The sequence below is a fragment of the Desulfuromonas acetexigens genome (assembly GCF_900111775.1).
Lineage (GTDB): Bacteria > Desulfobacterota > Desulfuromonadia > Desulfuromonadales > Trichloromonadaceae > Trichloromonas > Trichloromonas acetexigens.
The window spans coordinates 72190-88725 of the sequence record NZ_FOJJ01000002.1 but is presented as its reverse complement, the minus strand read 5'-3'; the positions used below and the strand labels follow the sequence as shown (position 1 = coordinate 88725).

General features: G+C 56.6%; 12 protein-coding genes. 5 read left to right on the top strand and 7 right to left on the bottom strand.

Going from position 1 to position 16536, the window contains the following annotated elements; translation table 11 throughout:
- Positions 1-70: 70 nt before the first annotated feature.
- Positions 71-844 (bottom strand): energy transducer TonB, encoded by a 774-nt coding sequence (locus BQ4888_RS03240; RefSeq protein WP_170232941.1) that lies wholly within the window; start codon positions 842-844, stop codon positions 71-73.
- A gap of 211 nt (positions 845-1055) precedes the next feature.
- On the opposite strand from BQ4888_RS03240, the gene BQ4888_RS03235 reads away from it, so the two are divergent.
- Positions 1056-3473: a TonB-dependent receptor plug domain-containing protein gene (locus BQ4888_RS03235; RefSeq protein WP_170232940.1), complete on the top strand. Its 2418-nt coding sequence runs from the start codon at positions 1056-1058 to the stop codon at positions 3471-3473.
- Here the strand turns inward: BQ4888_RS03235 and BQ4888_RS03230 are convergent.
- The 5 genes from BQ4888_RS03230 to BQ4888_RS03210 all read right to left on the bottom strand — a co-directional run bounded on the left by BQ4888_RS03230 (position 3464) and on the right by BQ4888_RS03210 (position 10856).
- Positions 3464-5620 carry an LVIVD repeat-containing protein gene (locus tag BQ4888_RS03230; protein WP_092053637.1) on the bottom strand — a complete coding sequence of 719 codons (2157 nt, stop codon included), beginning with the start codon at positions 5618-5620 and terminating at the stop codon, positions 3464-3466. The genes BQ4888_RS03235 and BQ4888_RS03230 overlap by 10 nt on opposite strands.
- Positions 5611-8442, bottom strand: coding sequence for a response regulator (locus tag BQ4888_RS03225; RefSeq protein WP_092053635.1), 2832 nt, complete (start codon positions 8440-8442; stop codon positions 5611-5613). The genes BQ4888_RS03230 and BQ4888_RS03225 overlap by 10 nt, the downstream gene beginning before the upstream one ends.
- Positions 8443-8776: 334 nt before the next feature.
- A complete protein-coding gene (locus BQ4888_RS03220) occupies positions 8777-10123 on the bottom strand; it encodes an IS1380 family transposase (RefSeq protein ID WP_092053632.1) in 1347 nt (448 codons plus the stop codon).
- Between the two features lie 237 nt (positions 10124-10360).
- Positions 10361-10591 carry a hypothetical protein gene (locus BQ4888_RS03215; protein WP_092053630.1) on the bottom strand — a complete coding sequence of 77 codons (231 nt, stop codon included), beginning with the start codon at positions 10589-10591 and terminating at the stop codon, positions 10361-10363.
- Between the two features lie 28 nt (positions 10592-10619).
- Positions 10620-10856, bottom strand: coding sequence for a hypothetical protein (locus BQ4888_RS03210; RefSeq protein ID WP_092053627.1), 237 nt, complete (start codon positions 10854-10856; stop codon positions 10620-10622).
- A 761-nt stretch (positions 10857-11617) separates the two neighbouring features.
- Here BQ4888_RS03210 and BQ4888_RS03205 point away from each other — a divergent pair.
- The 4 genes from BQ4888_RS03205 to BQ4888_RS03190 all read left to right on the top strand — a co-directional run bounded on the left by BQ4888_RS03205 (position 11618) and on the right by BQ4888_RS03190 (position 15432).
- Positions 11618-12295 carry a succinate dehydrogenase cytochrome b subunit gene (locus BQ4888_RS03205; protein WP_092053624.1) on the top strand — a complete coding sequence of 226 codons (678 nt, stop codon included), beginning with the start codon at positions 11618-11620 and terminating at the stop codon, positions 12293-12295.
- Positions 12296-12305: 10 nt separating this feature from the next.
- Positions 12306-14222 carry a fumarate reductase/succinate dehydrogenase flavoprotein subunit gene (locus BQ4888_RS03200; protein WP_092053622.1) on the top strand — a complete coding sequence of 639 codons (1917 nt, stop codon included), beginning with the start codon at positions 12306-12308 and terminating at the stop codon, positions 14220-14222.
- On the top strand, positions 14222-14962 hold the full coding sequence (locus BQ4888_RS03195; protein WP_092053620.1) for a succinate dehydrogenase/fumarate reductase iron-sulfur subunit: 741 nt from the start codon (positions 14222-14224) through the stop codon (positions 14960-14962). Before BQ4888_RS03200 ends, BQ4888_RS03195 begins: the two co-directional genes overlap by 1 nt.
- Before the next feature lie 140 nt (positions 14963-15102).
- Positions 15103-15432, top strand: a complete 330-nt coding sequence (locus BQ4888_RS03190) for a hypothetical protein (protein ID WP_092053618.1) — start codon at positions 15103-15105, stop codon at positions 15430-15432.
- A gap of 95 nt (positions 15433-15527) precedes the next feature.
- Here BQ4888_RS03190 and BQ4888_RS03185 read toward each other — a convergent pair whose 3' ends face one another.
- Complete coding sequence (locus BQ4888_RS03185) at positions 15528-16475, bottom strand: L,D-transpeptidase (RefSeq protein ID WP_092053616.1); 948 nt, start codon at positions 16473-16475, stop codon at positions 15528-15530.
- Positions 16476-16536 lie beyond the last annotated feature (61 nt).

Below are 16536 nucleotides of genomic sequence, written 5' to 3'. Positions count from 1 at the left end.
AGTCGGCCGCACAAGTCAAGAGAAGGGGGAAATTATATGGCCGCTCTGTTATCCCCGTTTGCGTGGGAAGTCAGCGGCGGGGTAATTCAAAACGAACGGGCAGGAAAACCTCATGGGAAACATTTTTCTCTCCGTCGTGGGCGGGATCGAACTTCCAGCGACGAACCGTTTTCAGGGCCGCTTGGTCGAGGATGTCGTGGCCGGAAGAGGATTCCACTTCCACCCGGGTCACAGCTCCCTGGTCATCAACCAGTGCCCTGAGCAACACCTCCCCCTGCCAACGGCGTTGATTGGCCAGGCCCGGATATTCCGGTTTAGGAGTGAAGCGATATCGGGGTGGCTGGATCGTTTTCTTGAAAAGGGGGGCGGGCGCTACGGGAGGCGTCCCAGTCGACTGCGGAAGGGGTTGCGTCTGGGCTGTCGGCGGCGGCCCGTCGGCGGGAACGGATTCCGTTACCGGCGCCTCGGTGGAGACAGGTAGGTCGGTCAAGGTTGCTGACGGTAGGACCGGCTCTTGCGGCAGGGGCGGGACTTCCGCTGCCGCCTGTTGGGGGGGGATGTTCTTGGCCGCCGTCCGGCGCGGTTTCTCGGGGAGCGGTCGCTTCTTCGGGGGCGCTTTCGGCTCTGGAGGCGTCGGGGGCGGGGTTGGTTTCAGGGGCGCTGCCGAGGCCGCGGGCGCGGGTTGGGGGGGGGAGGTCGTGGGTGGAGCGATATAGACGAGGCCCACCTCCGTGGTCTTTTCCGGCGCGGGGCGGACGTCGCCGACCTCTTCGGGAAAGAGCACAATAACAGCATGGATTCCCAAGGAAAGGGTGAGTGCGGCGAGGAGGGGCGAATGTTTCACGGAGTATCCGGGGACGATAGTGAGGGGTTGGAGGGTTATATATCCGAAAGGCCCTTCTGCGGTCAAGTCGCGAAGTCGAAGTCCTTTCCCCCTGACGATATGGTGACGGCGCCGAAAAAAGCGTGACACTGACGGGGAATCTCTTTAAAGTGACGGAAGTCTCCTGTAAGTCATTAGAATATCTATATAAAGCATAGAAATGGATGTCCCGATGAAGGTTTTTTGTGCCGAGTTTTCAGCTTTGGCCGCACTGCTGATTCTATTGGGTTGTGCCGTTTCCACTCATGCCGCCGACGGCGCTACAATCCTGGAGCCTGTCACTGTGACCGGTGTCGCCGAAGACCGCATAAGCGGCAGTAGTCGTCTTGCCGCCGAACAACTGGAAGCCCTGCCCCAAGGCGACGGCAACCTCAACGACCTGCTGATCGTTTTGCCGGGGGTGCAGGCCGGGGAAATGACGAATACGTCATTGCAGGGGGGGGAGATTTCGCCGCCTTTGCTTTCGATTTCCGGGGGGAAGGTTTACGACAACAATTTTCTTCTGGACGGGATGGGAATCAATAACCAACTCGATCCCATGTACGGTTCCTCGACCAATAGCGGCCTCTTTCTGCCGTCTTCCCCCCAGACGATGGTCATCGATACCTCCCTAGTGTCCCGAGTGACCGTCTACGATAATAATGTGCCCGCCGAATTTTCCGGATTTTCCGGTGGGGTGGTCAGCGCTGATACCATCTCGCCCGGGGCTGAGTTCGGCGGCAAGCTTCGTTATCGCACGACCCGTAATGAATGGACTGAATTCCACGTTGAAGACGAAGAGTCCTTTAGTGACTCGAACAGCGCTTCCATGCAGCCGAAATTCACCAAGCAGGACGCCGGCATAACACTTAATGTTCCCCTGACCGATCAGATGGGGCTGGTCGCTTCCTATTCAATCCTGAATTCCGATCTCCATCTGACCCATTTGGGGGAAACCAAAGATCAGTTGCGCCGCCGGGAGAATCTTTTTCTCAAGTATGAAGTCGACCTGACGGAACGGGATGTCCTGACTCTTACCGCCGCGTTCCAGCCGGAAGAGGGGGAGTATTTCTATCCCGATTCTTACGCAAGTGATTACACCGTGGAACGGATGATTTACAATTATCAGGCCGGCTACAAACATTATTTTAGCCTGGGTGAATTGGAGCTCAAAGCGGGTTTTCTGCAGAGTGACAGCGAAAGGAATGCCCCACCGCATCTCTACATCTGGAAAGTCTCGCCCTCAAAGCCCTGGGGAGAACTGGTCGACTCGACCTCCAGCCGTGAAGGGATGGTAGGGTCCCTGGAGGAAAGCCAGCAGGACTATCAGTTGAAAGGGAAGTTTTCTTTTGCTCCGGTACGGACGGGGAGGCTCGAGCATACCGTGAAGATCGGGGCCGATTATGAGCGGATCCGGGGCAGCCATGAACGGGATGCTGATTCCTACAACTTTTATTCCCCTATGTCCTCCGCCACAGTGGTCTGCAACGAGGGGGCGATCGATTGTATTGATGGCGAGCAGTATTTTACCCGGCGGGTGGTTTTTCAGGAGGCTTCCGTCGTAGAAGACATCGACCAGTACAATGTCTATTTCGAAGACCTGATCCGCTGGATGCGCCTAGAGCTGCGCCCGGGGCTCAATGTGGGCTACAACGATTTCATGAAAAATTCGGACTATGCCCCTCGGCTGGCCGGTAGTTACGACCTGTTCGGCAACGGGAGTACTGTTGCGATTGCCGGCTGGAACCGTTATTACGGCAAGACCCTGCTGGCCTACAAACTGCGCGAGGCCGGTCGTCCCACGCTGAATCAGAAGTTGAATGTCGCGACTGGGGAATGGGAAACTCTCACCTATGGACCCGGATATCTCTATTCTCGCTTGAAAACGCCCTATACCGATGAACTGGTTCTGGGGGTTGACCAGCGGATGCTGGGGGGCACGGTCAAACTGAGATACGTCAAGCGGGACGGTGAAGATCAGTTTGCCAGTCAAAAGGATACCGAACCCCGCGAGGACGGCGCTAAATATGTTTCGCTGAACAATAACGGGTCCAGTCGTTACGAGGCGTACAGTGCCGAATGGGAACGCCGCTGGGGGCGCCATTATCTGGCGGTCAACGGCACCTATCAGGAATCGACCACCAGCAACGAAGGTTATGACGATGCATTGGATGGACTCGATCTTGTAGAAACCTGCTGGTTCGATGGCCGAAGCTATGCCTGTTCCGAGTTGCCCCGGAGGGATTACAACCGCCCCTGGGAGGCAAATCTGGTCTACTCGGTGAAGCTCCCTTATAACTTCACCTTCACCAACCACACCAAATACCGCAGTGGCTATGTCGGTCTCGACGCCCTCACCAGCAGCGAGCGGACCACTCAGGGGGTTCCGGAAGAAGTGGCCATGGCCTATCAGGAAGAGAAACAGCCCGAATCCTGGATTTTCAACTGGAAGCTTGATTGGCGCCGGAATCTTTACCGCAACCACGGCCTCCAAATCAGTCTCGAAATCAACAACGTCTTCAATCAGAAAGTGCCGGCGGGAGCGGCGGAGGAGATTCAGACCTATGAACTGGGGCGTCAGTTTTGGGCGGGGATGGAATATTACTTCTGAGGTTCCTCGACGCGGATGAGGTCGGCGAGCACCTGCCGTCCCCGGTTGTCAAAGGCGTAAAGAAAATAGTTGCCGGGGAAGACCGGCGGTGGGAAGGTGATTTCAGCCAGGGCGCTGCTTTTCAGGTCGATTTTTTCGGCGACCAGAGGCAGCGCCTTTTCGATTATCGAATAGGTTGTCGGCTCGAGGAGCAGTTTATGATCCCGCACTTCCAGGGTATTCAAAGAGGCGATCCGATCAAGGACACCGCAAAGCCAGGGTTCGTGCGGATTGGTGATGTCGTAGAGCTGCAAGTCGCCGTTATAGTCGTAAACGAAAAGGCGGTCTTCATGGAGGGCGATTCTGCTGAGGTGCCCGCCGGGAGGGTTCAGCGCGCCGAGGCGACGGGGGTTGACGGGGTCGGAAACGTCGAAAACCTGTAAGCCGGCGCGGCCGTTGGCCAGATAGAGGGTTTCTCCCTTGAGGACGAAATCTTGACTGTTGGCGAAGGTCTGTTCCGGCCAGGGGAGTTGGAAAGAACCGAGTTGTTGGGGATGGCGAAGATCTTGAAGATCGAAGATCTGCCCGCCTTGGCCGACAAGGGTCAGATACATATGGTTGTTACGGATGTGTATTTTTGAGATCGGATGTGCCGTTGGAATCTGGGTCAGCGGACGGGGTTCTGCGAATTCGTCGATGGAGAAGAGTTCGACTCCGTAGCGGTTTTGCGCCGAGGTGCCGGAATCCTCTTCTTCCGCCCCGATTTTTCCGTAGAGATAGAGAGTCTTCCCCGCAAGTCCAAGCCCCGAGATTTCGGTAATGCCTGATGCCGTAACTTCAGGTCGGCCCGTTCCATTTCGGGCAAGACTTACCAGACCCTGGCTGGTCGCAAGATAGAAGGTATCGGCATTGTAGATCATCGTCGTGATCGAGGTCTTTTCGGGGAACTGGTTCCGAAGACGGGTCAAGACTTCGTCCAACACTTTCTCGGAAAGAGGAGCTGTTTCCGGGGTCGGGTGAACGGGAAACGTTCGGCCGTAAAAATTAGGACGCCACGCCGGGTGCTCAGCGATGCGGTTGAGATCGGCGAGCAGCAGTTCGGCGCTCTGTGTTCCCAGAAAGACCCGCTCTCCGTTGAGAGCGAAAGCGTGGATCGCCTCCCCCGGAGATAGGTGGCCGGTGATTAGGGGGCGGTGGGGATCACGAAGATCCAGTTGCAAGAGACCGGTTTCACCGGTAGCCAGGTACGCCAGATCCCCTTGAACAAGAACCTGATTGACCCTTCCCATTTGGAGGTGATTCAGGAGAACTGGGGTGGCGGGATCGGCGATATCGACAATCGATAAGCCGAGAGAGGTTCCGATCAGCGCCAGCGAGCCCTGCAGGCTGATGTTTTGTACCGCCCCGGTTAGGTTAAGCCGCGCCAGAGTCCGGGGGCTGGTCGGGTCGCTCAGGTCGCAGATCTGTAACCCGGCAGTTGCGGTGCCGATAAAAGCAAGTTCTCCTCTGTTGGTGACAGCGAGGGCGGAGCCGGAAATGTCCAGGGAACCGATGATGTCGGGGCCGTTCGTTTCGTCTCCCGGTTTCAGCACGAGTAATCCCTGGCGACCGGCCGCCGCCAGCAAGGTGTTGTCCCTGCCTGGGGCGAGGGAGAGGATGGTGCCGGCGATACGGGTTTTTCGACTTTGACCGTCGACCGCCACCTGGATCAATTCTCCCTGTCCGCTGGCGATCCAGAGAGTTTCCCCCCTTTTGAGCAGGGCGGTCGGCTGACCGTTCATACTCCAGCGGTTCGCCCCTTGTTGATTTTCTGGCTGATTCAGGTCGATTTTCCAAACCCGCCGGTCGCCGGTCCCGAGATAAATGTGCGAACCGTCCTGCAACATGGTTCGAACCCCGGAAAACATCGCTATGCGCCGCTCTATGGCCTGCTGATTGCCGCTGTCATGGACCAGGGTAAAGCGGGTGTCCGCATCGAAGCCTGCGCCCTTCAACCGGATTGAGAGAGGCTGGCCGACGCTCCCCTGGCGGCGGTCGACGGATTCGAGGCGCAATGCCTCCGAAGGACGATGATGGCCGAGCAGAGGCAGAGCCAGGGCGACGGTCAGCCCGAAATAAACGGCCGAGATGCCCAGGATCGTGAGCGGCTTCCAGTGGACTAAGCGCATGAGCTGCACTCCGTCACCTGTCTCACTTCACCATCTGCCGCCACCGGCGCCGGTAGCCAACGCTGGAGAATCTCCTCCAGGTGCGATTGCTTAAAGGGCTTGGCCAGATAGTCATTCATTCCCTGGCGCAGACATTCTTCACGAACCGCCTCCCCATGGCGGGCGGTGAGGGCGATGACTGGCAGTCGGCCATGGGTTTGCCGCAGGCGACGGGTGGCTTCGAAGCCGTCCATGCCCGGCATGCGGCAATCCATGAAGACCAGGTCGAAGGGGCGTTGGGTGAGGAGTTTAAACGCCATGGCTCCGTTTTCGGCGACCTCGACGGCGTAGCCCCGTTGTGCGAGGAGGATCTGCATGAGTCGGCGGTTGGCTTCGGTGTCATCGACCACCAGCACCCGGGGCGGGGCTGGAATGGTGAAAGTTTCTGGGGAGTTTTGGACAAAGGAACTCACGGGTTCGATTTGTCCCTGCCCGAGCCAATGCCCGACAAGTTCTTGCAGTTGCCGGTTACGAAAAGGCTTTTGCAGATAAGCGTTGAAGCCGACGGCCAGGCATTCGTCGACGTTCTGGCGCTCCCCGTGGGCGGTGAGGGCGATAATCGGGACGGTTTTCCCCTGCCGACGGATTTGCCGCGTTGCTTCGAAGCCGTCCATCTCCGGCATACGCAGATCCATCAGTATCAGCTGGTGTCGATCCAGTTGTTCCACGGCGATTCTGCCGTTTGCGGCAATATCGACCCGGCAGCCCAAGTCTTCGAGAAGTCGGCGTAACAAGGCTTGCGTCGTCGGGTTGTCTTCCGCCACCAGAACCCGTTTTTCACCGGGGTGCGCCAGCGGAATCACTTTCGGTTCGGTCACCGGCGCCGGTACCGCTTTCATTGCCTTGATCACGGCCGGGGTCACTTGGGAAGGGAGGACCGGCTTGTAAAGCAGCCCATGAATGCCCATCCGCGCACATTGGTCTTCGCCGGGATCTGCGCGGCGCGGGCAACTGAGAAGGAGGGGGGGGCGAGGAGATGTAGGGAACATCGCCTGGAATTTTTCCGCGGTCTGCTCCGGAATGTCCGTATCGATCAGGACCAGGGAAATGGGCTGAAGGTCTTCCCTGGTCTGGAGAAGCCCCTGTTCCAGATCGGCTGCGGCGACGATCGAGGCTCCTTGCGCTTGCAGCAATTCGCTGAGCAGGGCACGGCCGGATGCTTTGGGATGAATGAGCAGAATCCTGCGGAAGCTGAGAGCCGATGTCGGCATCGCCGGCAAGAGTTCTGATTCCATTTCCAAGGGGAGCAGGATGCGGAAGGTTGTGCCTCGATCTGGCTCGCTTTCGACGGTGATGTCGCCCGCCATCAGGTCGACGAGTTGCCGAACGATAGCCAGACCGAGCCCGGTGCCGCCATAGTTGCGAGTGGTTGAATCCTCGGCCTGGGTGAAGGATTCAAAAATTTTCTGCTGGATCTCTTGCGTCATGCCAATGCCGGTATCGCTTACGGACAGGGCGAGACAGTCTTTGCCCTCCTCCCTAATCCTATCGACCGCTACTATCACCTCGCCACTATCGGTAAACTTGACGGCGTTGCCGATCAGGTTCAGAAGGATCTGCCGGATCCGGCCGGGATCGCCACGCCAGCGCCGGGGCAGATCAGGGGCAATGCGGCAGAGAAGCTCCAGGTCCTTGGCCTGGGCTTTTTCCCCCATCAGGGCTACGGCCCCCTCGAGCAGGGTTTGCAGATCAAACCCGATCTCTTCGAGGTGCACCTTTCCCGCATCCATTTTGGAGAAATCGAGAATGTCATTGAGCAGTCTCAGGAGGGCCTCCCCTGAACCGTGGATGGTGCGGGCTAGCCCCTTCTGGTTTTCGTCGAGGGGGGTGGTGAGCAAAAGTTCGGACATCCCCAGAACGCCGATCATCGGTGTGCGGATTTCGTGGCTCATATTGGCGAAAAACTGGGACTTGGAGGCATGGGCGGTTTCGGCCGCGAGTTTTGCTCGGTTCAACTGGGCGATGGAGTCTTCCAGTTGCTGGTTGGTTTCGCGGAGCTCTTCTGTACGCTGCGCTACGACCTGCTCCAGATTTTCCCGGTGAGCGAACAGTTGCGCGTCACGTTTTTCGATTTGGCCGAGCATGTCGTTAAAGCCGTCGATCAAGGTGCCGATTTCATCCTCGGAAGTCTTGCGGGCGCGCAAATGATAGTTGGCGCCCAAAGTGACACGGCTCATGGTGTCATGCAGGTCCAGAATCGGCTCCGTTATCCTTTTCTGCAACCGCCTGGCCATGAGATAGGTGACGAGGAAGGTTAGCCCGAGAACAACCAGGGTGCCGAGGATGAAGCGGCCGAGGCGTACATAGAGCCCACTGAGATCCGCCTGGATGAAAACCGTGCCGATCTGTTCACCATCGTTGAAGATCGGCAGGAATACGGCAAAGTGCCGCCATGAAAGGCATTGGGAGCCGGTGGCGGGCAGGGACGGTCCGGTCAGTTTGTCGCAGATCGGTGCGGACTGGGCGAAGCCGTCCGGATAATTGATGTGGTGAGCAAAAGGTTTGAAATCTCGATCAAAGAGATAGGCATGCTTGATTGGGGCGTGGGAAGTCAGGCTGACCAAGTGACGATCTGCGGTCTTCCAGTCCCTGAGCATGAGACTGGCGCGGGTATGCTCGCCCACCATCTGCGCCAGGGTTGAAAGTTCTCTGAGTAATGATTGCTGGTAGAAAATGACTTCGTTGTAGACAAAGGTGGCGGAAGAAAGAAGGAGCGCCGTGGCGCTGACCAGCATGATGACGCGAATCAGCTTGCTCTGGATCGATTTTTGCCCCGTTGCCATGATCGCCTTTTGGATTGAGGACGCGACAAAATCGTCGCGCACCTTTTACTTAGGTGCAATGCGTGCGCTGTGACGGTCAGAAACCGCCCAGATTGACGAATACCTGAATCCGTGAGACCCGCCGCCCGCACCCCGACTTTCCCTTTCCTGAGAGGCGAATTCGAGGCATGGGTTGTGGATTGAACTAAAAACGGCCTCCTGGGTTCCGCTACACGCGACGATCTTTGATGGTTTGACCACCAACACTGTCCGAATGCCGTTTTTCGGGCGAGTTGGGCCGTGGGCGCTGTTGCCGAGCACTGTTTTTTCGAGGTTGTCGTTTCGGTTTCATTCCCTATCCGTAGGCCAGGCGCCGGTAGACTCCGGCAAAGGCTTCGAAGTTCAGGCCGCTGTGGCGACTGAAGCGCAGTCGCAAGCGCCGACCGGTCTCGATCAGCCGGGCGGCGAGGTACATCAGTTCTTGCATGACGGTCTTGAGCCGCCGCCGTTTGGCGCCGTGCCGCACCGGGGTCTTGTCGCCGAGCAGGCCGAGTTGTCCGATGTAGCGCAGGATGTTGTAGGCAAGCGCGGCGCAGCTCATGACCAGACTGTTAACCTCGAATTTGCCCGAGGGCAGGCGCTCCAGATCCATGTCGGTTTTGAGTTCGCTGTGAAACTGCTCGCTGGTGCCGTGATCCTGGTAGAGGGCGATGATTTTTTCGGCGGGGAGGTTCAGGGTGGTCCACCAGCCTTCCAACTCGATCTCGGGTTCCAGCAGCCCCTGGCCTTTTTTGTCGGTGGAGCGCTCGATGACCCGAACGACCCGACGGCAGGTCAGTTCCTGCCTGATGCCGTTATCGTCGGTCCAGACATGGGTCTCCCGAACATTCAGGATCGCAACGCGTTTCCCCGGTCGCGGATCACTGACCAATCCCTCGGAAAAAGCCCGTTGCCGCCAGTGACTTTTGCTCTGCCCCCGGGGATTCCACTTCAGGATGTAGTCGGTCCGCTCGTGACGGGCCAGCTCGATGCGGGTCTCCCAGGCATCGTGGGCCGAATCGAGCCGCACCAGCAAGGGCGCGGCGGTCAGCGCCAGCGCTTTGTGCAAGACCCGGGCGAGGAAGGGGACGAAGTTCTTCTGGCTGTGCTGGGAGCCCTCGCGGTGCTCGATCTCCAGCAGCCACCCTTCTAGGGCCAGATAGGCGGCGATCGGAGCGTAGCCGTCGTATCCTTGGTAGGTCCGCGACACCCCTTTTTTCTTGGTGCCGGAGTTGTCCATGGTGAAGACGTCGATATCCAGGGGAACATGTCCCATCGGCAGCGCCGACATCAACGCCTGCGACGTGCGCAGAAACTCGGTGGCGCAAAAGTTCACAATGGTTCGAAACACCTCAACATGCTCTTCCATCCGCTGCCGCAAGGTCGGCTCGGAGGGAACCTCCTTCAGGCCCAGGGATTCCCGGAAAAAGCGATCCTGGCGAAAGCCGCTGATCGCCTCGAAGTCACTCTTGCCGAGACACAGCAGGCCGATGTAGCTCCGGATCACATCGGCATGGGCGATGGCCCCCTTCTTCAAGCGGGAAACGCCCCCCAGACGCGAGGTCAAACTGGTAAAACGATTCAGGCACAAACCGATGAGCGCCAGCCCGGAATGGGAGGTATAGAACTCGTCTTTGGCCTTCTCAATGATCAAACGTTTCATGGAATTCACCCGCCAAGTGAGTTTTCGACGGGCTGAATGATAACGTAAATAGCGAATATAATCAATAACTTATCTGCATTCGTAAAAATTTTTCTGATTGTGATCTTACGGATTCAGGGAATAGGTAAACGTTTTTGCAGGGGGAGGTCAAGGGTTATCGGTGGCGAAGGGAAATTAGGCGGTTTGGCGGGAGCGAAGGCGGGGAACAAGCTGATTTTGTTCCCCGCCGGTGGTAGATTAATGAACTTTTTCCCTGGCAGGTTCCGGCTGTTTTTCTGTTGCACCTTTGACCAAGCCAAGCATGACCAGTAAGGCGGGAATAAGTTGTGCAGCAACGATCAGACCGCAAAATCCGAGAAAGATCCAGACCACAAACCCACTGTGGTCACTCCGCCCTACTGAGGCAAACGCCGTGGCGCTCGGGGTGAGCAGGGCCAAGGAAGCAAGAGCGGCTATCGATTTTTTCATGGTGACTCTCCTTTCTTGAAAATCGTTCTCATTTATGATGTGCGCTGTTGATGTGCTCGGATGGTTTTTTGAAGAGACCTTTGATCATCGCGAAGAAGAGTTTGATCCCAGGGAGTAGTTGCCCGACGATGATTAGGCCGATGAAGCAAAGAAAGAGGATGACGGCCAAACCGCTTTCAGCTGAATCCGGGCTGGATTCGGCCAACGCCTGATAGGGGAACGCCAGGCTCAGTGTAAAAATCGATGCGCCAAGGGGCTTTTTCATTTTCTGCTCCTTTCCTGAACTGGTTCACAGGGGCCTTTCCCAGAAAAATAAGCAGCGAACGTGCCAATATTTGCATTAACCAATTAGAAAACATAAGATATTGATATGGTTGAAGATATTTGCTGACCAAAATTCATGCTGATGTTTTTTGGCCAGGTGACATGTATTGACTTTTTATACACTCTTACTTGTCACCCCCTTCTGTATAGGCCTGATTGTCTTTTGTAATATCCCAAAATCACTAGATTATTTTTATCCATTGCAGTGTGTATGCGTCGAGTATGCGGGATCTTTTTGTATTTTGTTGTTTTCTCTGGTTCATTATTGGTGTAGGCTAACCTCGCTTTGCTTAGGCATGGATCGATTTTGCATAGGCTGTAAAGGATTCTGGAGTGTCGATACCTTGGGGCTCTCATGAGGGGCTAGGTTAATTTTTTTTTTGCTTTTTTCTCCAAACGATGTTTAGTATACGGTGTGTTGTATGCAGTATACATTAGGACCATGATGTTGCCGGGTTTGCCGGCATGCTCTGTGGATTGCTCATGTGTGGGCTAACTATTGGCGAGGAGAGAGGAAATGGAATTTCTGGCTTGCTGGCGCGCACCCCCCCCTCGAAAAGTTCCTGCTTTTTCGGTCGAAGCGCGGGGAGACGGTGGGAGTACCCCCGGTCCCGACGACTGAGTGCGCCGGATGAGTAACTACAGGGACAAGGAATGATGATTCCTTATTCGCTCTAAAAATCATTCTAAGGGATGAAAATTATGCAATTCACTCAAAGCACCGTGGGCAGAAAGGTCTTGATGGCTGTTACAGGCTTCATCTTGATCTCGTTTATTTGCGTTCACCTGCTCGGCAACTCTTCCGTGTACTGGGGAGCCGATGGTATTAACGCTTACGCCAAGCATCTTCATGATCTTGGTCCTCTTGTCTGGATCTTCCGTTTGTTCATGTTGGCTGTCTTCGGCCTGCATATCATCTTCGGTATCCAGCTAACTCTGGAGAACCGGGCCGCGACTCCCGGAAATTACGCCGTCAAGAGAATGGCCCGGGCCAATTTCGCGTCGGAAACCATGATCGTCAGCGGTCTGGCGCTTTTGGCTTTCGTCGTTTACCACATCCTGCACTTCACCGCGCATGTGACCAACCCCGAGATTTCCGCCTCTCTTCTGCCGGCGGATGCCTTGGGCCGTCCCGACGTTTTTACGATGGTGGTTCTCAGCTTCCAGAAGTTCCTTATTTCTCTGATCTACGTGGCCGCGATGGTGTTTTTGTTCCTGCATGTAAGCCATGGCTTCCAGAGCTTCATCCAGACCTTCGGTTTCAACAACGGGCCTTCCCTGCATATCCTCGAGAAGGTTAGCAAGGGTGTTGCCTTGGTGTTGCTGTTCGGCTACATCTCGATTCCGATTCTCATCATCTTTGGCATCGTAAAGATTTAGGGGGTTCCTCGTGATACTTGACGGCAAATGTCCTACCGGACCAATCGAAAAATCGTGGGATAAACACCGCTTTGAAATGAAGCTGGTGAACCCGGCGAACAAGCGTAAATACAAAATCTTGATGGTCGGCACCGGTCTCGCCGGTGGCGCCGGCGCCGCCTCTCTGGGCGAACTGGGCTACAATGTCCATGCTTTCTGCTACCAGGACAGCGCCCGCCGCGCCCACTCCATCGCTGCCCAGGGCGGCATCAATGCCGCCAAGAACTACCCGAACGACGGCGACAGCATCTACCGCCTTTTCTATGACACCATCAAGGGTGGGGACTTCCGCGCCCGTGAGGCTGACGTCTGGCGTCTGGCTCAGGTGTCCAACAACATTATCGACCAGTGTGTCGCTCAGGGCGTGCCTTTCGCTCGCGACTACGCCGGCTACCTGGACAACCGTTCCTTTGGTGGTGCCCAGGTCTCCCGTACCTTCTACGCTCGCGGTCAGACCGGTCAGCAGTTGCTGCTCGGCGCCTACTCGGCTCTTTGTCGTCAGGTTAAGGCCAAGACCGTTACCATGCATCCCCGTACGGAAATGCTCGACCTGGTCGTAGTCGACGGGGTCGCCAAGGGGATCACCGTCCGCAACCTGACCACTGGGCAGATTGAGTCCCACTGGGGCGATGCCGTGGTTCTGGCCACCGGCGGTTACGTCAACGTTTTTTACCTTTCGACCAACGCCATGGGTTGCTCCGTTACCGCCGCCTGGAAAGCCGCTAAAAAAGGCGCTTACATGGCCAACCCCTGCTATACCCAGATCCACCCGACCTGTATTCCCCAGCATGGCGAGCATCAGTCGAAACTGACCCTGATGTCCGAATCGCTGCGTAATGACGGCCGCTGTTGGGTGCCGAAAAAGAAAGAAGACTGCGAAAAGCCGGCCAGCTCTATTCCCGAGGAAGATCGCGACTACTACCTGGAGCGGAAGTATCCTTCCTTCGGTAACCTGGCCCCCCGCGACATCGCTTCCCGCGCCGCCAAGGAGCAGTGCGACGACGATCGCGGCGTCGGCCCCGGCAAACGCGGTGTTTATCTCGATTTCGCCGATTCGATCAATCGCCTCGGTCAGAGCACCATTGCCGCCCGTTACGGTAACCTCTTCGAAATGTATGAGAAGATTACCGACGAAAACGGTTACAAACAGCCGATGCGTATCTACCCCGCGCCCCATTACTCCATGGGCGGCCTGTGGGTTGACTACAACTGCATGAGCAACGTCCCCGGCTTGTTCGTTCTCGGTGAGGCCAACTTCTCCGTCCACGGCGCCAACCGTCTCGGCGCCTCGGCGCTGATGCAGGGTCTGGCCGACGGTTACTTCGTCATTCCCTACACCATCGCCAACTATCTGGTGACGGTCAAGCCGGGTCAGATCAAGGACGACCATCCCGAGTTCAAGAAGTCGGTGGACGAGGTCAACGGTCAGATCAACAAGTTGCTGTCGATCAACGGCAAGAAAACCGTTTCCGACATGCATCGCGCCCTCGGCAAGATCATGTGGAACAATGTCGGCATGGCCCGCAGCAAACAAAGCCTTAACGAGGCACTTAAGGAAATCCCCGCCTTGCGCGAGGAATTCTGGAAGAACGTCAAGGTTACCGGCACCGCCGGTGAGTTCAACCAGCAGTTGGAGAACGCCGGTCGCTTGGCCGATTTCCTTGAATTCGCCGAAATGATGACCCGCGATGCCTTGCATCGTGAAGAATCCTGCGGCGGCCACTTCCGGATCGAGCATCAGTATGACGACGGCGAAGCCAAGCGCGACGACGAGAACTTCTGCTATGTTGGGGCCTGGGAGTTCAAAGGGGTTGATAAGGAGCCCGAGTTGCACAAGGAACCCCTGAAATTCGAAAATGTACATCTGGCGGTAAGGAGTTATAAATAATGAACCTTACATTATACGTATGGCGCCAAAAGGGCCCCAAGGACATGGGCAAACTGGAACAGTATGAGGCTCCGAATGTCAGCCCGGACCAATCGTTCCTGGAAATGCTCGACGATGTGAATGAAGTCCTGATAAAAACGGGGAAAGATCCCATCGCCTTTGATCATGACTGCCGCGAGGGGATCTGCGGTATGTGTTCTACGGTCGTCAACGGCCGCCCCCATGGTGGGCAAGATCGTACCACGGTCTGTCAGCTGCACATGCGCACTTTTAAAGATGGCGACAGCATCTACATTGAGCCCTGGCGCGCCAAGGCCTTTCCCATCGTCAAGGACTTGGTTGTCGACCGCTCCGCTCTCGACGCGATCCAGAACGCAGGTGGTTACACCTCTTGTCATACCGGCGGCGTGCCTGACGCTAATTCGATTCTGATTAGCCAACCTGCTGCTGAGTACGCCATGGATGCTGCTGAGTGCATTGGTTGCGGTGCCTGTGTCGCCGGTTGCCCCAACAGTTCAGCCATGTTGTTTACCGGCAACAAAGTCGCTCAACTCGCGGCACTGCCCCAGGGCCGTCCCGAGGCCAAGGCTCGCGTCAAGGCGATGACCGAGGCTCTGAAAGAGTGCGGCTTCGGCAACTGTACGAACCACTACGAGTGTCAGGCGGCTTGCCCGAAGGGCATTGATGTCAAGTTCATCGCCAAGTTGAACCGGGAGTACATCAAGTCGCTTCTCCCGTAATGTAGATGAATGGACAAAGATCGCGGAAGGGGTGGGTCGTTTGATTCACCCCTTCAGCGAATTTTATTTAGCCGACACTTGACAGCTGTGGATATTCTGATTAACTCACAAGCAAAAGAAATCACTTCAAGGAGGCCAATATGCGTAAAGCTCAGATCGTTTCTCTGATCGCCGGTGCCATGTTCCTTTGCCTCGCGGGCTGTTCCGCGAAACTTTCTCCTGCGGACCAAACTCTTCTGAAGCAAGCCGTTGATTCCAGTAACGCTGCCGCTGCCTCGGCTACGGCCGCTGAAAGCGCGGCTGCTCGCGCTGAAGGCGCCGCCTCTGCCGCTGAAGCCTCTGCTGGGAAGGCTGCCGACGCAGCCGGTCGTGCGGAAAACGCTGCCAATCGCGCTGATGCCGCCGCCGTGCGTGCCGAAGCCGCCGCGCAGAAGGCCGAGAAAGCCTTCGAAATGGGGTTGCGTAAGTAATTCACAAAAACAAAGCTACGAAAAAAAAACAGGGACCAGGCTGCTGCTTGGTCCCCGTTTTTTTTGGGGTTCTGAAAATCTGCAGAAAGATTTGACTAGCGGCGCGCCGTTGCCGAAGTCGGCGGAGTCGCGACGGAGATAGGCTGGGGGATGCTACGGTTCTGGCGGATAATCTCCTCGATCATGTCCCAGTTGAGCAGGCCGTTCCATTCAAGAAGACGTGCCTGACGGACGATCTCCCGTCTAAGGCTCGCGAAATCGTGCTCTCGGCCTTCCTGAAGATGTACTTCCAGAAAGAGGACTTCGTCCTTGCGCCCGACCTTGACTGGCGTGTCGATGATCAACACCTCGGTTCCGACCGGAGCCCGATAGAAAAGTTCCTGAATATCCTGCGCATAAAGCCGAATGCAACCGTGACTGACGCGCCGGCCCACGCCCAAGGGTTTGTTGGTGCCGTGGATGCCGTAACCGGCCGTAGAGAAAGCCATCCAGTATTTCCCCAGGGGGTTGGCCGGGCCGGGTGGAACGGAAGTCGGCATCCCGGGGCGCTCATGGCGGATGGAGAGGGGGACGGTCCAAGTCGGATTTTCCGCTTTGTTCAGGATGGAAAAGCGTCCGGTGGGACTGTCGGTTCCTTCGCTGCCGATCCCGAGGGGGTAGGCTCGAGCCAATGCTTTCCCCGCATTATTCCAGACATGGTAGAGGCGCATTTCCGCGAGGTTGATAGTAATTCCAGCTACCGCGTCGACCGGAAGGATTGAGGCGTAGGGCAGGAGTACGGTCTGCCCCGGCGCGGGCAACCAGGGGTCGATGTCGGGATTGGCATTTTTGACATTGGTATAGCCCAGCCCCATGTCCCGTGCCAGTTCCATGAGGGTTTTCTTGGAATCGACCACCGTATGATAGCGGTGTTCGCCGATAACCTCGCCACGCCACTGGGAACTGAGCGTATGAGGGGGGATCGGTTCCGGTGTTTTTCCATGTGCATAGACTGCCACCAGCAGCAGGGCCACGACCGTTATAGAGCGAATTGGTTTCAGCATAAGGCTGTGTTATCCTTCCAGATCAGTATTTAAAACAGTCATTTCCGACGAATAAAACATG